The organism is Curtobacterium sp. TC1 (genome assembly GCF_019844075.1).
Classification (GTDB): Bacteria; Actinomycetota; Actinomycetes; order Actinomycetales; family Microbacteriaceae; genus Curtobacterium.
The window spans coordinates 2,077,288-2,092,689 of the sequence record NZ_CP081964.1 but is presented as its reverse complement, the minus strand read 5'-3'; the positions used below and the strand labels follow the sequence as shown (position 1 = coordinate 2,092,689).

Here is a 15,402-nt window from a genome sequence, read left to right as displayed (position 1 = left end):
CGGTAGGCGCTGTGCGCTGGTCGCGTCGGCAGCGAACGCGTTCCCCGGCTGTTCCTGGGGCGGCGCCCGGCGGCTCCCCGGTACTCCGGGTGCATGTCCCTCGCACCGGACCGCGTGATCCGCGGCCTGCTCTTCGACCGCGACGACACCCTCGTCGTGGACGTCCCGTACAACGCCGACCCTCGGCTCGTGGTCCCCGTCCCCGGCGCTCGTCGTGCCGTGGAGCGGGCCCGCGCCGCGGGGCTGCTGCTCGGCGTGGTCACGAACCAGTCCGCGATCGCGAAGGGCCTCGCAACCCGTGCGCAGGTGGACGCGACGAACGACCGGGTCGACGAGCTCGTCGGACCGTTCGACGTCTGGTGCGTCTGCCCGCACGACGCCGCCGACGACTGCGCCTGCCGGAAGCCGCGCCCGGGCATGGTGCTCGACGCGGCCGAGCGACTCGGTGTCCCCCCGCAGGCACTCGTGGTGGTCGGCGACATCGGCGCCGACGTGATGGCCGCCCGGGCCGCCGGGGCGCAGGGCCTGCTCGTGCCGACGCCGCGCACGCGACCCGAGGAGGTCGACGCCGCCGACACGGTCGCGCGGACCCTGGCCGAGGCCGTCGACCTCGTGATCGCGGCGGCCGAGCCGTCACTCGTCGAGACGGATCGGGCGTGAGCCGTCCCCGCGTCCTCGTGGCGCGCCTCGACTCCTTCGGCGACGTCCTGGTCGCCGGCCCCGCCGTCCGCGCCGTCGCCGCCGGGGCGTCGCACGTCACGATGCTGTGCGGGCCGCAGGGCGCGCCGGCGGCCGACCTGCTGCCCGGCGTCGACCGGGTCCGGGTGTGGGCCGCGCCGTGGGTCACCGAGACCGCGCGGCCGATCGACGACACCGTGCTCGACGAGTTCCGTGCGCTCGTCGCCGAGGAACGCCCCGACGAAGCGGTCGTCCTCACCTCGTTCCACCAGTCGCCGTTGCCGCTGGCGCTGCTCCTGCGTCTCGCCGGGGTCCCCCGCGTGTCCGGGGCGTCGGTCGACCACCCCGGCGCACTGCTCGACGTCCGGCTCCGGCCCGGCGAGGACCTCCCCGAGGACCTCCCCGAGCCGGAGCGTGCGCTGCGGATCGCCGCGGCGGCCGGGTTCCGGCTGCCGCCGGACGACGACGGGAGGCTCGTGGTCCGCCACGACGCCGTCGCACCACCATCCGTGGCCGGGCTGGAGCGGTACGTGGTCGTCCACCCCGGTGCGAGCGTGCCGGCCCGGTCGTGGCCGGAGTCGCACCACCGGGAGCTCGTCGCCGCCTACGCCGAGCGCGGCGTGCCCGTCGTCGTGACCGGCTCCCCCGGCGAACGCGACCTCACCGCCGCCGTCGCCGGCGACACCGCCGTCGACCTCGGCGGCCGGACCACGCCCGCCGAGCTCGCCGCCGTCCTGGCCGGCGCCGAGGTCGTCGTCGTCGGCAACACCGGCCCGGCGCACCTCGCCGCTGCGGTCGGGGCTCCGATCGTCAGCCTGTTCTCGCCGGTCGTCCCCGCGGTCAAGTGGGCGCCGTACGCACCGCTGGTCGAACTCCTCGGGGACCAGGCCGCACCGTGCCGTCTCAGCCGGGCGCGGGAGTGCCCCGTCGCCGGCCACCCGTGCCTGTCCACGGTGCGCACCGAGGACGTCCTCGCAGCCCACGGACGGCTGCTCGACCGCGCTTCTCGGATGGAACCGAGAAGTCTGCGGAGCGCCCCAGAAGGCGCTGCGTAGCGTCCGCCACTGCTTCTCCTTCTCCTCCTGCCCGACCCACCCGAAAGGCTCCGCATGCGCATCCTCGTGTGGCACGTGCACGGTGGCTGGATGGACGCCTTCGTCCGCGGCCCGCACGAGTACCTGATCCCGACCACGCCGGCGCGCGACGCCTGGGGCCTCGGCCGCGGTGGCCGCGCCTGGCCGGCGTCCGCGATCGAGATCGACCCCGCCGACGTCGCCGACGCCGACGTGGACGTCGTCGTCCTGCAGCGCACCGAGGAGCTCGACGCAGCGAAGCGCCTGCTCGGCGGTCGCGACGTGCCCATCGTCTTCGTCGAGCACAACGCCCCCCGGGTCGACGTGCCGAACAGCCTGCACCCGTTCCGCGACCGCGACGACCTGACCATCGCGCACGTCACGCACTGGAACGCGCTGATGTGGGACTGCGGGACCACGCGCACCACCGTCGTCGAGCACGGGGTCGTCGACCCCGGGCCGCTGTACACCGGCTCACTCGAACGCCTCGGCGTCGTCATCAACGAGCCCGTCCGCCGGAACCGCGTCGTCGGCACCGATCTGCTCCCCCGGTTCGCGGCCGTGGCGCCCGTCGACGTCTGGGGCATGGGCACCGAACGACTGCCGGAACTCGGCTTCGGCGACCGCGTGGTCGCGCAGGGCGACGTCCAGGCCGACCCGATGCACGCCGCACTCGCCGAACGACGGGCCTACGTCCACCCGAACCGGTGGACCTCGCTCGGGCTCTCGCTCCTCGAGGCGATGCACCTGGCCATGCCCGTCCTGGTGCTGGCCTCGACCGACGTGCCCCGCACGGTCCCGGGCGAGGCCGGTGCGATCGCGACGGACGTCGAGGAGCTGGTGCGCGCCTCCCGGATCCTCATCGAAGACCCCGACGAGGCACGCCGACGGGGCGCCGTGGCCCGCGAGGCCGTGCTCGCACGACACGCGCTCGGCCGCTTCACCGCCGACTGGGACGAGCTGCTCGACGACGCCGTCACCCGTGGCACCGGACGCAACCGGGTGGCCGCGGCCGCCCTCGAGGGGAGCCCCCGATGAAGATCGCGATGGTGTCCGAGCACGCGAGTCCACTCGCCGTGCTCGGCGGTGTCGACGCCGGTGGACAGAACGTCCACGTGGCCGAACTGTCCGGAGCGCTCGCCGACCGCGGACACCAGGTGACCGTCTACACGCGGCGGGACGACGCGGCGCAGCCCGTCCGGGTCCCGCTGCGCCCCGGCGTCGAGGTCGTGCACGTCGACGCCGGACCCGCGCGGCACGTGTCGAAGGACGAGCTGTTCCCGTTCATGGGGACGTTCGCGTCGGTGCTCGCCGCGGAGTGGTTCGTCGACCGGCCCGACGTCGTGCACGCCCACTTCTGGATGTCCGGGCACGCGGCGCTCGACGCCGTCGCGCAGGTGCAGGCGCGGACCGGTGGCACCCGCATCCCCGTCGCGCAGACGTTCCACGCGCTCGGCGTCGTGAAGCGTCGACACCAGGGGTCGGCCGACACGAGTCCCGCAGAGCGCGAGTGGCTCGAACCGGCCGTCGGGCGGAGTGCCGACCAGGTGGTCGCGACGTGCTCCGACGAGGCCTTCGAACTCAAGGCACTCGGTGTCCCCCTGCAGCGCATCTCCGTCGTGCCGTGCGGCGTCGACGTGTCGCTGTTCCGCCCGGACGGACCCGTCGAGGAGCGCGGCCGTGCACAGCGGGTCCTCACCGCGTCGCGCCTGGTGCGGCGCAAGGGCGTCGGCACGACGATCGCGGCGCTCGCCGCCCTGGTCGCCCAGGGCCGCGACGTCGAACTCGTCGTCGTCGGCGGTGCCGGCGTCGCCGGGGCCGACCTGGTGGACGACCCCGAGTACCAGCGGCTCGACGCCCTCGCCCGGACGCTCGGGGTCCGTGACCACGTGACCTTCCGCGGCCAGCTGGGGCAGCACGAGATGCCCGCCGTCTACCGGAGTGCCGACGTCGTGGTCTGCGCCCCCTGGTACGAGCCCTTCGGCATCGTGCCACTCGAGGCGATGGCCTGCGGACGACCCGTCGTCGCGTCGAGCGTCGGCGGGCTCATCGACACCGTCGTCGAGGACGGCACGGGGCTGCACGTCCCGCCGCGCGACGAGGCCGAGGTCGCTGCCGCCGTCGGCGCCCTGCTCGACGACCCCGACCGCCGCGAGGCACTCGGCCGGGCCGGCCGCGCACGCGCCGAGTCCCGGTACACGTGGCAGAAGGTCGCCGCGGACAGCGAGCGCGTCTACGAGCGGCTCCTGGCCGGTGCGGTCGCCGTGGCCGCACCGACCGCACCCGCGGGCGCACCGCAGCGCACCGCCACCCACGCCGGACGGGTCACCCGTGCCGCACAGCCGACCGAGAGGACCGCCCGATGACCATCGACCAGCAGCCCGGGATCGACGAGCACACGACCGCGAGTGCACGCATCGTGCTCGACCACGTCGCCGCCTCGGTCCCCGTGATCGCGTCGCTCGTCGACCACCACGACCACATCGCCGCCTGGGCCGACGACATCGCCGGCCGGCTCGTCGCGGGCCGACGGCTGCTCGCCGCCGGCAACGGCGGATCCGCCGCCGAGGCGCAGCACCTGACCTCGGAGCTCACCGGTCGGTTCGACGGCGACCGCCCCGCCTACTCGGCGATCTCGCTGCACGCGGAGACGTCGGCGGTCACGGCCATCGGCAACGACTACGGGTTCGACCAGGTGTTCGCCCGCCAGGTGTCGGCGCACGCCCGGGTCGGCGACGTCGTCGTGCTGCTGTCGACCAGCGGCAAGAGCCCGAACCTGCTCCGCGCCGCCGAGGCCGCCCGCGCCGTCGGTGCACGTGCGATCGCACTGACCGGACCGCGACCGAACCCGCTGGCCGACGCGGTGGACGACGCGATCTGCATCGAGGGCCCGTCCGCCAACGTGCAGGAGGCGCAGCTCGTGCTCGTGCACGCCCTGTGCCGGGCGATGGAGCCCGCACTGCACCGTGGAGGACGACGATGACGACACAGCCGCAGTCGTCGGCACCTCACCGCACCACCGGCCGTCGCCTGCGGATCGCCGTCGTGGGCGACACGCTGCTCGACGTCGACGTGGCCGGCACGAGCGAACGGCTCAGCCCGGACGCGCCCGTACCCGTCGTCGACGTCACCACCGACGACCGCCGAGCGGGTGGTGCCGGACTCGTCGCCACGATGCTCGCGCGCGACGGGCACGACGTCACCCTGGTCACCGTCCTGAGCGACGACGCCCGCGCGCAGGAGATCCGCGACCTGCTCCCCGACGTCACCGTCGTCGCCGGCCCGTCCGGCGCACCGACACCGGTGAAGACCCGGGTGCGCGTCGTCGACCACGCCCTGGTCCGGATCGACGAGGGCTGCGCGACCCCGCCCGTCCCCGAGGCGACCGACGCCATGACCGCCGCCCTCGACGACGTCGACGCGGTCGTCGTCGCCGACTACGGCCGCGGGGTCGCCGCCGTCCCGGCCCTCCGGGACGCGCTGGCACGGGTCGCCGAGCGCACGCCCGTGGTGTGGGACCCGCACCCGAAGGGCGCCGCACCGGTCGCCGGGATCACCGTGGCCACCCCGAACGCCGCCGAGGCACGACGCTTCACCGACGTCGAGGGGCACGGCGTGCCCTTCGCCACGGTCGCTGCAGCCCGGCTCGTCGAGCAGTGGCAGGTCGGCGCGGTCGCCGTGACGATGGGCGACCGTGGGGCACTCCTCGCCGATGCCCGGGGCGACAGCCGCTTCGTCCCGGCGCCCTCCGTCAGCGCCGGTGACCCCTGCGGTGCCGGCGACCGACTCGCCGCCGGGGTCGCCGTCGCGCTGGCCGGTGGAGCGGACGTGCCCGATGCCGTCTCCGCCGGTGTGGTCGCCGCGTCCGAGTACCTCGCGGCAGGCGGCGTCGCGGCGCTCTTCGCCGACGTCGGCGCGGCTCCGCTCCCGGTGCCCGGCGCCGACCGCGACGCCCTGCGCACCGTGCACGACGTGCGCAGTGCCGGCGGCACCGTCGTCGCGACGGGCGGCTGCTTCGACCTGCTGCACGCCGGCCACGCCCGCACGTTGTCCGCGGCTCGGGCGCTCGGCGACTGCCTGGTCGTGTGCCTCAACTCGGACAGTTCCGTCCGGGCGCTCAAGGGACCCGACCGGCCGATCATGACGCAGGACGACCGGGTCGAACTGCTGCTCGCCCTGGACTGCGTCGACGCCGTCGTCGTGTTCGACGAGCACACCCCCGACGAAGCCCTGCGCCGCTTCCGGCCGGACGTCTGGGCGAAGGGCGGCGACTACACCGCGAGCGAACTGCCCGAAGCCGAGACGCTCGCCGAGTGGGGCGGACGCGTCGTCACCGTCCCGTTCCACCCCGGCCGCTCGACGACCCGGCTCGCCGCGGCCCTCGAACACGTCGGCTGAGGCCGACACGATCCACGCCCCTACGGAAGGAAGTCCATGCCCGTCCCCACCACCCCCATCGGCCGCGTCCTCGTCACCGGCGGTGCCTCCGGTCTCGGCGCGGCGGTCGTCGCCGCGGTCACCGAGGCCGGCGGCACCCCGATCGTCCTCGACCTGCGCGTCGACGCGGTGCCCGAGGGCATCGACGCCGTGGCCGTCGACGTGTCGGACACCGACGCGGTCGAGCAGGCGGTCCGTCAGGCCGCCGAGCGCCACGACGGACTCGACGCCGTCGTCACCGCCGCGGGGATCGACACGCCCGCACCGATCGACGCGATCTCGTCGGGCAACTGGGAGAAGATCGTCGCCGTCAACCTGATCGGCACCGCTTCGGTGGTCCGGGCAGCACTCCCCGCGCTCGAGGCGAGCCACGGTCGCGTCGTGACGATCTCGTCGTCGCTGGCCCTGCGCGGCGTCGGCGACGGCACCGCGTACTCGGCGTCGAAGTTCGGCGTCCGCGGGTTCTCACAGGCCCTGGCAGCCGAGACCGCCGGCCGCATCGGCGTCACGAACGTGATCCCGGCCGGCATGCGGACGAACTTCTTCGCCGACCGCACCGAGCAGTACAAGCCGGGGCCGGACGCGCAGCTGATCGAGCCGGAGTACGTCGCGAACTCGATCATCTTCGCGTTGTCGCAGCCGGCCGGCTGCGAGATCCGCGAGCTGTCGATCATGCCCGCGACGGAGCCCAGCTGGCCGTAGGGCCGGCGGCCCCGTCCACCTCGCGAACGCGACAGATCGCTGCGGAACGTTCGCAGGGATCTGTCGCGTTCGCGGACGCCGGACGGGAGGCGCGGTGCCGGTCGCATGCTGTGCCTCCCGTCCGTCCGTCCCGTGACGTCGCCTGCACGGTGCGGTTTGCGTCGTCTGGTGCCGGCTTGACGGCGTGGTGCGCGCCTGCAGCGCCGCACGGTGCGGCCAACCGCACACCGGGTGGCGACGTGCGCACGGTGCCTCAGACGGTGCGGAGCAGGTCGGCCACGTCGTCGAGGACCGGCTGCGGGTCGACCTCGTCGACGTAGGACGGGTCGTGCGCGCAGCGCTCGGCGGTCCAGCCCACCTGCGTGACGTCGACCCCGCAGACCGGGCAGCGGGTGACGTACGACAGGTGCACGCGGTGGCGCCCACGATCGAACGGTCCGGCGTTGACGACGTTCCCGAACCAGAACACGCCGACGGTGGGCGTCCCGACGGCGACCGCCAGGTGCCGCGGCCCCGAGTCGTCGCCGACCATGACGTCGGCGGCGGCGAGCACGGCCGGCAGCTGCCCGAGCGGCACGGTGCCGGTCAGGTCGTGCACCCGGCCGGTGAGGTGGGCGGGCAGCGCGTCGACGATGGCCGTCGCCGCCGGCACGTCCGACGCGTCACCGACGAGCACGACGTCGTCGCCGGCCTCGAGACGGGCGCGGGCGACGGCGGCGAACCGGTCCGGGCTCCAGCGCCGACGCGGGTCGGTCGCGCCGGGGTGGATCGCGACGAGTCGCGCGCCGTCCCCGGTGACGCCCAACCGCTCGCGGACCGCTGCCTGCTCGTCGACGGCGACGCGCACCCGGGGGTCGAGCGTCACGGGCACGGCCCCGGCGAGGGACACGACCTCGAGTGCACGGAGCACCTCGTGCTGGTAGTAGACGTAGCGGACCCAGCGCTCGAGGACCTCGGCGTCCTCGGTCGCGGTGCCGACGGTGTGCCGGGCGCCGAGCCGGAGCAGGAACGGGTTCGAGTTGCGGCCGCCACCGTGCAGCTGCACCGCGAGGTCGAACCGTCCGTGCAGGCGCGCGACGAAGTCCTCGGCGTCGGGCGCCCCGTCGCCGGAGTCGCGGACGCCCGGCGCGATCGGGAGTTCCTCGAAGGCGTGGACGGCGTCGGTCCGCCCACGGAGGACCGTTGCAGCGGCGGGTGTGCCGAGCAGGGTGACGCGCGCGTCCGGGTACGCCGCCGCGAGTGCCTCGAGTGCGGGCACGGCGAACATCAGGTCACCGAGACCGCCACCACGGAGCACTGCGATCTCCGTCACGCCGTCGAACCGTTCTCCGCCCACACCGATCTGCTGCACGACTCCCGTCTACCGGTCGGACGCCGGTGGCACGTCCAGCACCGGGCTGCGGAGGGCCGTCGATGGACACGAAGCGCGATGCCGAGACCGCACACAGAGGAGTCCGAGCAGCGTCTGACTCCCGCCCGCCCTCCGGAAGGACACCATGACGATCGCACCCGCTGCTGCCGACGCCACCACGGACCTGGTGGTGACCGACCCCGTCGACGGGACGGTCGCGTCGACCGTGCCCCGTGCCTCCGAACCGGAGGTCCGCGACGCCGTCGCCCGCGCCCGGGCCGCGGCCGGCCCGTGGGCGCGCACCGCACCGGCCGAGCGCGGCGCGCTCCTGCGCGCGGCGGCCGAGCACGTGCGTGCGCACGCGCAGGAGCTCGCCGACCTGAACACCCGCGAGACCGGCAAGGTGCCGGGTGACGCACTCGGCGGGGTCGACGCGGGCGTCGGCACCCTGGTGCAGTACGCCGAACTCGGACCGGTGCACCGTGGCGAGGCCCTGCGCGGCCAGTTCGGTGCCGCCGACTGGGCGGTCCCACACCCCCGCGGCGTGGTGCTCGCCCTGACGCCGTGGAACGACCCCGTCGCCGTGGCGTGCGGCATCCTGGGCGCAGCGATCGTCACGGGCAACACCGTGGTCCACAAGGGCAGCGAGCGCTCCCCCGCCACCATCGCCCGCCTGAACGCCCTGCTCGCCGAGGTCCTGCCCGACGGCGTGCTCGTCGGCGTCGACGGGGACGGGTCCACGGGCGAGCTGCTGCTCGCCCAGGACGGCATCGACGTCTACGCGCACGTCGGGTCCACCGCGACCGGGGACCGACTGTCCGAGGTCGCCGTCGCGACCCGAGCCCACGTGGTCCGCGAGAACGGCGGGAACGACGCGGTCCTCGTCGACGCCGACGTCGACCCGGAGTGGGCCGCCGCCCAGGTGGCGCTCGGCGCGTTCGCGAACACCGGGCAGATCTGCACCAGCGTCGAGCGCGTGTACGTGCACCGCGACGTCGCCGAGCCCTTCGTCGCCGCGCTGGTGGCCGAGGCGGAGCGTCGCACGGCCGCACCCGCGGACACCTACGGTCCGCTCGTCGACCAGCGGCTCCGCAGCACCGTGCAGTCCCACGTCGACGACGCCGTGCAGCGCGGCGCGACGGCTCGGACCGGCGGGGTCACCCCGGACGGTGTCGGGACGTTCTACCCGGCGACCGTGCTCACCGACTGCACCGACGACATGCTCGTGATGACCGAGGAGACCTTCGGCCCGATCGCGCCGGTCCGCGTCGTCGACGACTTCGACGAGGGACTCCGGCTCGCCGCCGCAGACCGTTACGGCCTCGCCGCGACCGTCCTGACGAACGACACCGGCCACGCCCTGCGCGCCGCAGCCGAGCTGCCGGTCGGCACCGTGAAGGTCAACGCGGTGTTCGGCGGCGCACCGGGCGGCAGCGCCCAGCCGCGCGGCGCGTCCGGAGCGGGCTTCGGGTACGGCCCGCACCTGCTCGACGAGCTGACCACCACCACGGTCGTCCACCTCGAGCCCGCACCCGCACGCACCACCGGCGGTACGAAGTGAGTGTCGACGTCCGGCTCGTCCGCGACCTCGTCGCCACGATCGACGACCGCGAGCCGCTCGTCGTCGTGATCGGCGACTGCATCCTCGACCGGTGGACCGTCGGCGAGGCCGAGCGGGTCTCGCGCGAGGCACCGGCACCCGTCGTCCGGGTCACCGAGACCATCGCGGTGCCCGGTGGCGCCGCGAACACCGCGGTGAACGCCCGCGCCCTCGGTGCCCGTGTCCGGATGGTCGGACTCATCGGCGACGACGAGGCCGGCGACGTCCTGCGCGAACGGCTCGAGACCGCGGGCGTCGACACCTCGTTCCTGGTCGAGATCACCGGAGCGCGCACCACCACGAAGTCCCGCGTGGTCGGTGGCGACCGGGTCGTGGTCCGGGTCGACGACCTGGCCGGCACCCCGACCGCCGAGCACAACGAACGGTTGGCGCGTGCCGTCGCCCGTGCGATCCGGTGCGCCGACGCCGCGGTCGTCTGCGACTACGGGCTCGGCGTCCGGGCCGAGGACGTCGTGCCGGTGCTGGACCGCGACCGCCCCGGCGCGATCGTCGTCGACGCGCACGACCTCCCCCGCTGGGCGTCGTTGCGACCCGACCTCGTCACGCCCAACGCCGGCGAGGCCGCACAGCTGCTCGGCCACGACCTCGGGACCGGTGCCGACCGGGTGGCCGCCGTCGTGGACGCCCGCGCCGACGTCCTCGCCCGCACCGGTGCCCGCGCGGCCGTCGTCACGCTCGACCGCGACGGCACCGTGCTGCTCGAGCGCGGCTCGGACGAGGGCTACCGCACGCGTGCGGTCCCGGCCTCGGAACAGCAGGCCTCCGGAGCCGGCGACACGTTCTGCGCCGCCGCGTCGGTGGCACTCGCCGTCGACGCGTCCGTCCGCGACGCGGTGTCGGTGGCGCAGGCCGCCGCCGACGTCGTCGTCCGTGAAGCCGGCACGTCGGTGTGCAGCGCCGCCGCCCTGCTCGCCTCGGTGGCGGCCCCGGCAGCCACCGTCGTCGACCACGACGAGCTCGCGGTCGCGGTCGGACGAGCGCGCCAGGACGGGCGCCGGGTGGTGTTCACGAACGGCTGCTTCGACGTCGTGCACCGTGGACACACGACGTACCTGCGCCAGGCCCGTGACCTCGGCGACCTGCTCGTCGTGGCGCTGAACGACGACGACTCGGTGCGCCGGCTGAAGGGCCCGGAGCGACCGATCAACCCGGCCGAGGACCGTGCCGGGGTGCTCGCCGCCCTCGCCTGCGTCGACCTGGTCACGGTGTTCGCGACGGACACCCCGATCCCGCTCATCGAACGGCTGCGACCCGAGGTCTACGTCAAGGGCGGGGACTACTCGCCGGAGATGCTCCGCGAGACGTCGGTCGTCCGCGGGTACGGCGGCGAGGTCGTCATGGTCGACTACGTCCCCGAGCACTCCACGACGGCCGTGGTCCGGCGCATCCGCGAAGCCGCGGCGGCGTCGGCCGGGTCCGCCGTGCCGGCCGCCGCGACCACCGCGCCCGCAGCCGCGACCGACCCCGAGGGGACCACCGAGGGAAAGGTCATACCGCAGTAGGGGGTCGTCGAGACCCCGGCGGGATGGCAGCGCTCGTGGCGCTCCGTAGCGTCGAACCCGTCGACGAGGTCCGTCGGCGGAGGGAGCATCGCCGTGTTCGACCAGATCACCCCGTTCGTCGTCGAGTTGGCCGCGAGTCCGCTCGTCTACGTCGTGCTCGTCGCCCTGTGCTTCGTCGACGGCTTCTTCCCGCCGGTCCCGAGCGAGTCGGCCCTGGTCGCCGTCGCCGCCATCGCTGCCACGTCCGGCCAGCCCGTCCTGGCCGGCGTCCTGGTGGCCGCCGCGGTGGGGGCGATCGCGGGCGACTCGGTGGCGTACTGGATCGGCCGCCGGATCGGACTCGACCGCCTGGCGCAGTCCCGACGGCCGCGCATCGCTGCGGCGTTCGCGTTCGCCGAGCGGCAGATGCAGCGCCGGTCCGCGAGCCTGATCCTGGTCGGCCGCTACATCCCCGTCGGCCGGGTCGCGGTGAACACGACCGCCGGGGCGACCCGGCTGCCCTACCGTCGCTTCCTCGCCATCAGTGCGATCGCCGGGACGGCGTGGTCTGCGACCTCGGTCGGGATCGCCCTGGCCGCGTCGCAGGTGCTGCACGAGCCGCTCGTCGCCGCCCTGGTGTCGATGGTGGTCGCGGGCGTCCTCGGCATCGCGGTCGACCGGGTCATCGGTAGCATCAGCCGCAGGCGCGACGCCCGTGCCGCCCGAGCGGCCGCCGCGATCGTCCCCACGACCGGGATGCCCGCGACCGGGGTGCCCGCGACCGACGTGTCCACCGCGAGCACCACACCGGTCGCGCACGCCCCGTCCGCCACACCCCGCATCGTCCCCACCGGAGAGATCGTCCGACCGTGACCACCGCCTTGCTCCGCCCGCGACCGACCTGGCTGCCGCTGGCGACCCGGATCGCACTCGTGGTCTCGGTGGTGTCCCTGTTCAGCGTCGCCGCCCCGGTGACCTCGGTGCACTACGCCGTCGCCGTCCCGCTCTCCCTGCTCGTGTCGGCAGTGCTCGCGGTCAGCATCGGCATCGCCCCGTTCGTCCCCCGCACCGCCGCCGCGGTCCACCTGGTCGGACTCGTCGCGCTCGGCCTGCTCACTGCCCCGGTCGAGACGAGCCCGTGGCCGATCCCGGTCACCGGCATCATCGGCCTGAGCGTCCTGCTCGTCGTGCTCGGGGTCCGCTCGACCTGGCGGCTGACCGCGATCGTGTGGGCCGTCGCCACCGTGCTCCCCCTGCTGCTCGTCGCCGTGACGCCGGGCCGCTGGGATCAGCCCGCCGTGTGGGCGACGAGCTTCGTCGTGTCGGCCGGCGACACGCTCCTGGTCGCCGCGGCCGCCGTCGTCATCGGGCAGCGGCGCAGCATCCGCCAGGAGCTCGTCGCCGCCCGCCGCGACGCCGAGCTCGAGCAGGCCCGGCGCCGCACGGTCGAGGAGCGCTCCCGGATCGCCCGCGAGCTGCACGACGTCGTCGCGCACAGCATGTCCGTCGTGCACATGCAGGCGGAGTCGGCCCCGTACCGGGTGGCCGACCTGCCGCAGGAGGCCCGCGCCGAGTTCGCCGCGATCGCCGAGACCTCGCGCACGGCGCTGCGCGAGATGCGCCAGCTGCTCGGCACCCTGCGCGGGGACACCGCCGCCGAGCGCGCGCCGCAGCCGGACCTCACCGACCTGCCCGCGCTCGTGCAGGCCACGCGCGCAGCCGGCATCCCGGTGGAGCTCGACATCGACGTCGCCGACGACGTCGACCGGCTCGCACAGCTCACGGTCTACCGGGTCGTGCAGGAGGCGCTCGGCAACGTCGCCCGGCACGCGCCCGGCGCGTCGACCGTCGTGACGGTCAGGAGGCTCGACACGCGTCTCCGGGTCGAGGTCGCCAACACCCCTCCACCAGCTGGCACCGTGCCGGCCGCACCACCCGACGACGGTGGCTTCGGCCTCGCCGGGATGCGCGAGCGGGTGACCGCGCTCGACGGCACGATCGACCACGGCCCCGTGGCGGACGGCGGCTTCACGGTCGTGGTGACCCTGCCCGTCCGCGTGCCGGCAGCCGGCGGGGGAAGCCGATGACGCGGGTGATGGTGGTGGATGACCAGCAGATGTTCCGCATGGGACTGCGGGCGATCCTCCAGGCCCAGGACGACGTCGAGGTCGTGGGCGAGGCCGCGAACGGTGCCGAAGCGGTGGTCGCGGCGATCCGGCTGCAGCCGGACGTGATCCTGATGGACGTCCGGATGCCGGAACTCGACGGGATCGAGGCGACGCGACGGATCACGGCGGCGCCGACGGACCGACCGGTCCGCGTGGTCATGCTGACGACGTTCGACATCGACGACTACGTGTTCGACGCCCTGCGGGCCGGGGCGAGCGGCTTCCTGCTCAAGGACGCGAGCGCCGACGAGCTCGTCGCGGCGGTGCGCACGGTGGCTGCGGGCGAGGCGCTGCTCGCTCCGCGCGTGACCCGGCACCTGGTCGAGGCGTTCGTCGCCGGACCGGTCACCGCCGCTCCGCGCACCGAGGTGCTCGACGTCCTGACCGACCGGGAGCGCGACGTGTTCCTGCTCATGGCGCGCGGGCGGTCGAACGGCGAGATCGCGGGCGACCTGTTCATCGCGGAGCAGACCGTCAAGACCCACGTGGGGCGGGTGCTGGCGAAGTTGCAGTTGCGCGACCGGGTGCACGCCGTGGTGCTGGCGTACGAGGCCGGCCTGGTCCGCCCGCTGGGCTGACGCGTCGCGCCCGTCCGTCCAGGCGCGCCGCTCACGTCCCCTGAGGTTCCGAAATCTGCACATCTCGCGCGCCGAAACGTCGATCCGTGGAACCTCGGCGTCGCGCCAGCGGCGTGTCGCGCGCTCGTCGGCGACGCACCGGGTCGACGCGGGTCGCGGTGGGCGGACGGGGCCGCAGACGGACGGGAGGCCCGGTGCCAGCTGGCACCGGGCCTCCCGTCCGTGGGTGGTCGCGACTCAGGCGGCGAGGTGCGCCTGCAGGAACCAACGGTCCTTCGTCAGGCCGCGCTCGATCTCGATGACGACGTCCTGGCTGTTGAGGTCGACCTCGTCGAGGCCCTCGACGGCGCGACGGACCTGGAGCAGGGCCGCGTCGATCTGGGCGATGACCTCGGTGATGGTGACGTCGGAGTTCTGGAAGCCCTGCGACAGCGGCGGCAGCGTCGTGTTGGCGGCGACGGTCGCGATGCGCGAGTCGACCGGCAGGCCGAGGGCGACGATGCGCTCCGCGGCGGTGTCGGCGTAGGCCTGGGCGTGCTCGACGATGTCGTCGAGGAGCTCGTGCACGCCGACGAAGTTGCGGCCCCGGACGTGCCAGTGCGCCTGCTTGCCGTTGACGACGAGTGCCTCGAGGTCGATCACGACGGGGGCGAGGAACTGTGCCACTCCGGCGGCGAGCTCCGGCGTCGTCGAGAACGGGGACGTGGTGGTCGTGGTGCTGGTGGTGGTCGTGGTCATGTCTGAACCTCCTGCGTCGTGGTCACACCGGATCGCTGGGCCTGTCCTGACCAGTTCGGTGCTGCCGATGGTCACAACCATGCCCCCTTCCCTTGTATGCCGCAAGGAAGTAGAGGCTGCCCTTACCGGCGGCGGTCAGCCGACGAGGGTGTCGAAACCGGCGTCGCTGAGCTCGATCTGCACGACGGACCGCGCGCGCTCGACCCAGGGGCTCTCGGTGCACCCGATCCAGACGCTCGTGCGCGGTTCGCAGTCGGCGACGCACCACTCGGCGGCCCACCCGGTCAGGGCGTGCGCGAGTGCCTCACCGTGGTCGGCGAACACGAGCGGCGACACGGCGGAGGCGCGGGCGCTGCGGACCAGCCACGTCACGGTCACGCGGGGCGGAGCGGGAAGGATGCGGACCTGCTCGTCGAGGGCGACCTCGACGAAGACCTGGCCGTACGCGTTCTCCGGCAGGTCCTCGAGCTGGCGGCGGATCTCCGACAGGTCCTCGACGCCGCCGGCGATGAGGATGCGTTCGGTGGGCTGTCGCCGGGTCCGTGCCATGCTGCAACGGTAAGGCAAGCCTTACC

Annotated in this window: 15 protein-coding genes; 12 read left to right on the top strand and 3 right to left on the bottom strand. The window is 74.3% G+C overall.

Annotation, left to right across the window (positions count from 1 at the left end):
* The first annotated feature begins 93 nt into the window (after positions 1–93).
* From KZI27_RS11035 to KZI27_RS11005, 7 genes are read left to right on the top strand one after another with little or no spacing between them, the layout of a single operon-like run.
* Entirely contained in the window at positions 94–660 is a 567-nt protein-coding gene (locus KZI27_RS11035; RefSeq protein ID WP_222657687.1) for a D-glycero-alpha-D-manno-heptose-1,7-bisphosphate 7-phosphatase, read from the top strand.
* Positions 657–1,733: a glycosyltransferase family 9 protein gene (locus KZI27_RS11030; RefSeq protein ID WP_261783870.1), complete on the top strand. Its 1,077-nt coding sequence runs from the start codon at positions 657–659 to the stop codon at positions 1,731–1,733. Before KZI27_RS11035 ends, KZI27_RS11030 begins: the two co-directional genes overlap by 4 nt.
* Before the next feature lie 54 nt (positions 1,734–1,787).
* Positions 1,788–2,789 carry a glycosyltransferase gene (locus KZI27_RS11025; protein ID WP_222657686.1) on the top strand — a complete coding sequence of 334 codons (1,002 nt, stop codon included), beginning with the start codon at positions 1,788–1,790 and terminating at the stop codon, positions 2,787–2,789.
* The gene (locus tag KZI27_RS11020) at positions 2,786–4,117 is read left to right on the top strand and encodes a glycosyltransferase (protein WP_222657685.1); all 1,332 of its coding nucleotides are present in this window, start codon (positions 2,786–2,788) and stop codon (positions 4,115–4,117) included. Before KZI27_RS11025 ends, KZI27_RS11020 begins: the two co-directional genes overlap by 4 nt.
* Positions 4,114–4,734 (top strand): SIS domain-containing protein, encoded by a 621-nt coding sequence (locus KZI27_RS11015; protein WP_123312657.1) that lies wholly within the window; start codon positions 4,114–4,116, stop codon positions 4,732–4,734. Before KZI27_RS11020 ends, KZI27_RS11015 begins: the two co-directional genes overlap by 4 nt.
* A 47-nt stretch (positions 4,735–4,781) precedes the next feature.
* Complete coding sequence (locus KZI27_RS11010; RefSeq protein ID WP_222661321.1) at positions 4,782–6,149, top strand: PfkB family carbohydrate kinase; 1,368 nt, start codon at positions 4,782–4,784, stop codon at positions 6,147–6,149.
* Positions 6,150–6,185: 36 nt separating this feature from the next.
* Positions 6,186–6,890, top strand: a complete 705-nt coding sequence (locus tag KZI27_RS11005) for an SDR family oxidoreductase (protein WP_222657684.1) — start codon at positions 6,186–6,188, stop codon at positions 6,888–6,890.
* Between the two features lie 253 nt (positions 6,891–7,143).
* Here the strand turns inward: KZI27_RS11005 and KZI27_RS11000 are convergent, their stop codons facing one another.
* The gene (locus KZI27_RS11000) at positions 7,144–8,202 is read right to left on the bottom strand and encodes a glycosyltransferase family 9 protein (protein ID WP_261783869.1); all 1,059 of its coding nucleotides are present in this window, start codon (positions 8,200–8,202) and stop codon (positions 7,144–7,146) included.
* Between the two features lie 184 nt (positions 8,203–8,386).
* On the opposite strand from KZI27_RS11000, the gene KZI27_RS10995 reads away from it, so the two are divergent.
* The 5 genes from KZI27_RS10995 (at position 8,387) to KZI27_RS10975 (ending at position 14,089) form a co-directional block, all read left to right on the top strand.
* Positions 8,387–9,802, top strand: a complete 1,416-nt coding sequence (locus tag KZI27_RS10995; RefSeq protein ID WP_222657682.1) for an aldehyde dehydrogenase family protein — start codon at positions 8,387–8,389, stop codon at positions 9,800–9,802.
* Entirely contained in the window at positions 9,799–11,364 is a 1,566-nt protein-coding gene (gene rfaE2, locus KZI27_RS10990; RefSeq protein WP_261783868.1) for a D-glycero-beta-D-manno-heptose 1-phosphate adenylyltransferase, read from the top strand. The genes KZI27_RS10995 and rfaE2 overlap by 4 nt, the downstream gene beginning before the upstream one ends.
* Positions 11,365–11,457: 93 nt before the next feature.
* On the top strand, positions 11,458–12,216 hold the full coding sequence (locus KZI27_RS10985; protein ID WP_222657681.1) for a DedA family protein: 759 nt from the start codon (positions 11,458–11,460) through the stop codon (positions 12,214–12,216).
* Entirely contained in the window at positions 12,213–13,430 is a 1,218-nt protein-coding gene (locus tag KZI27_RS10980) for a sensor histidine kinase (RefSeq protein WP_222657680.1), read from the top strand. Before KZI27_RS10985 ends, KZI27_RS10980 begins: the two co-directional genes overlap by 4 nt.
* Positions 13,427–14,089 (top strand): response regulator, encoded by a 663-nt coding sequence (locus tag KZI27_RS10975; RefSeq protein ID WP_123312664.1) that lies wholly within the window; start codon positions 13,427–13,429, stop codon positions 14,087–14,089. Before KZI27_RS10980 ends, KZI27_RS10975 begins: the two co-directional genes overlap by 4 nt.
* A gap of 237 nt (positions 14,090–14,326) precedes the next feature.
* Here the strand turns inward: KZI27_RS10975 and KZI27_RS10970 are convergent, their stop codons facing one another.
* Both KZI27_RS10970 and KZI27_RS10965 read right to left on the bottom strand, forming a co-directional pair.
* Positions 14,327–14,827, bottom strand: a complete 501-nt coding sequence (locus KZI27_RS10970) for a Dps family protein (protein ID WP_111084072.1) — start codon at positions 14,825–14,827, stop codon at positions 14,327–14,329.
* Between the two features lie 135 nt (positions 14,828–14,962).
* Positions 14,963–15,376 carry an SIP domain-containing protein gene (locus KZI27_RS10965; protein ID WP_222657679.1) on the bottom strand — a complete coding sequence of 138 codons (414 nt, stop codon included), beginning with the start codon at positions 15,374–15,376 and terminating at the stop codon, positions 14,963–14,965.
* Positions 15,377–15,402: the final 26 nt, after the last annotated feature.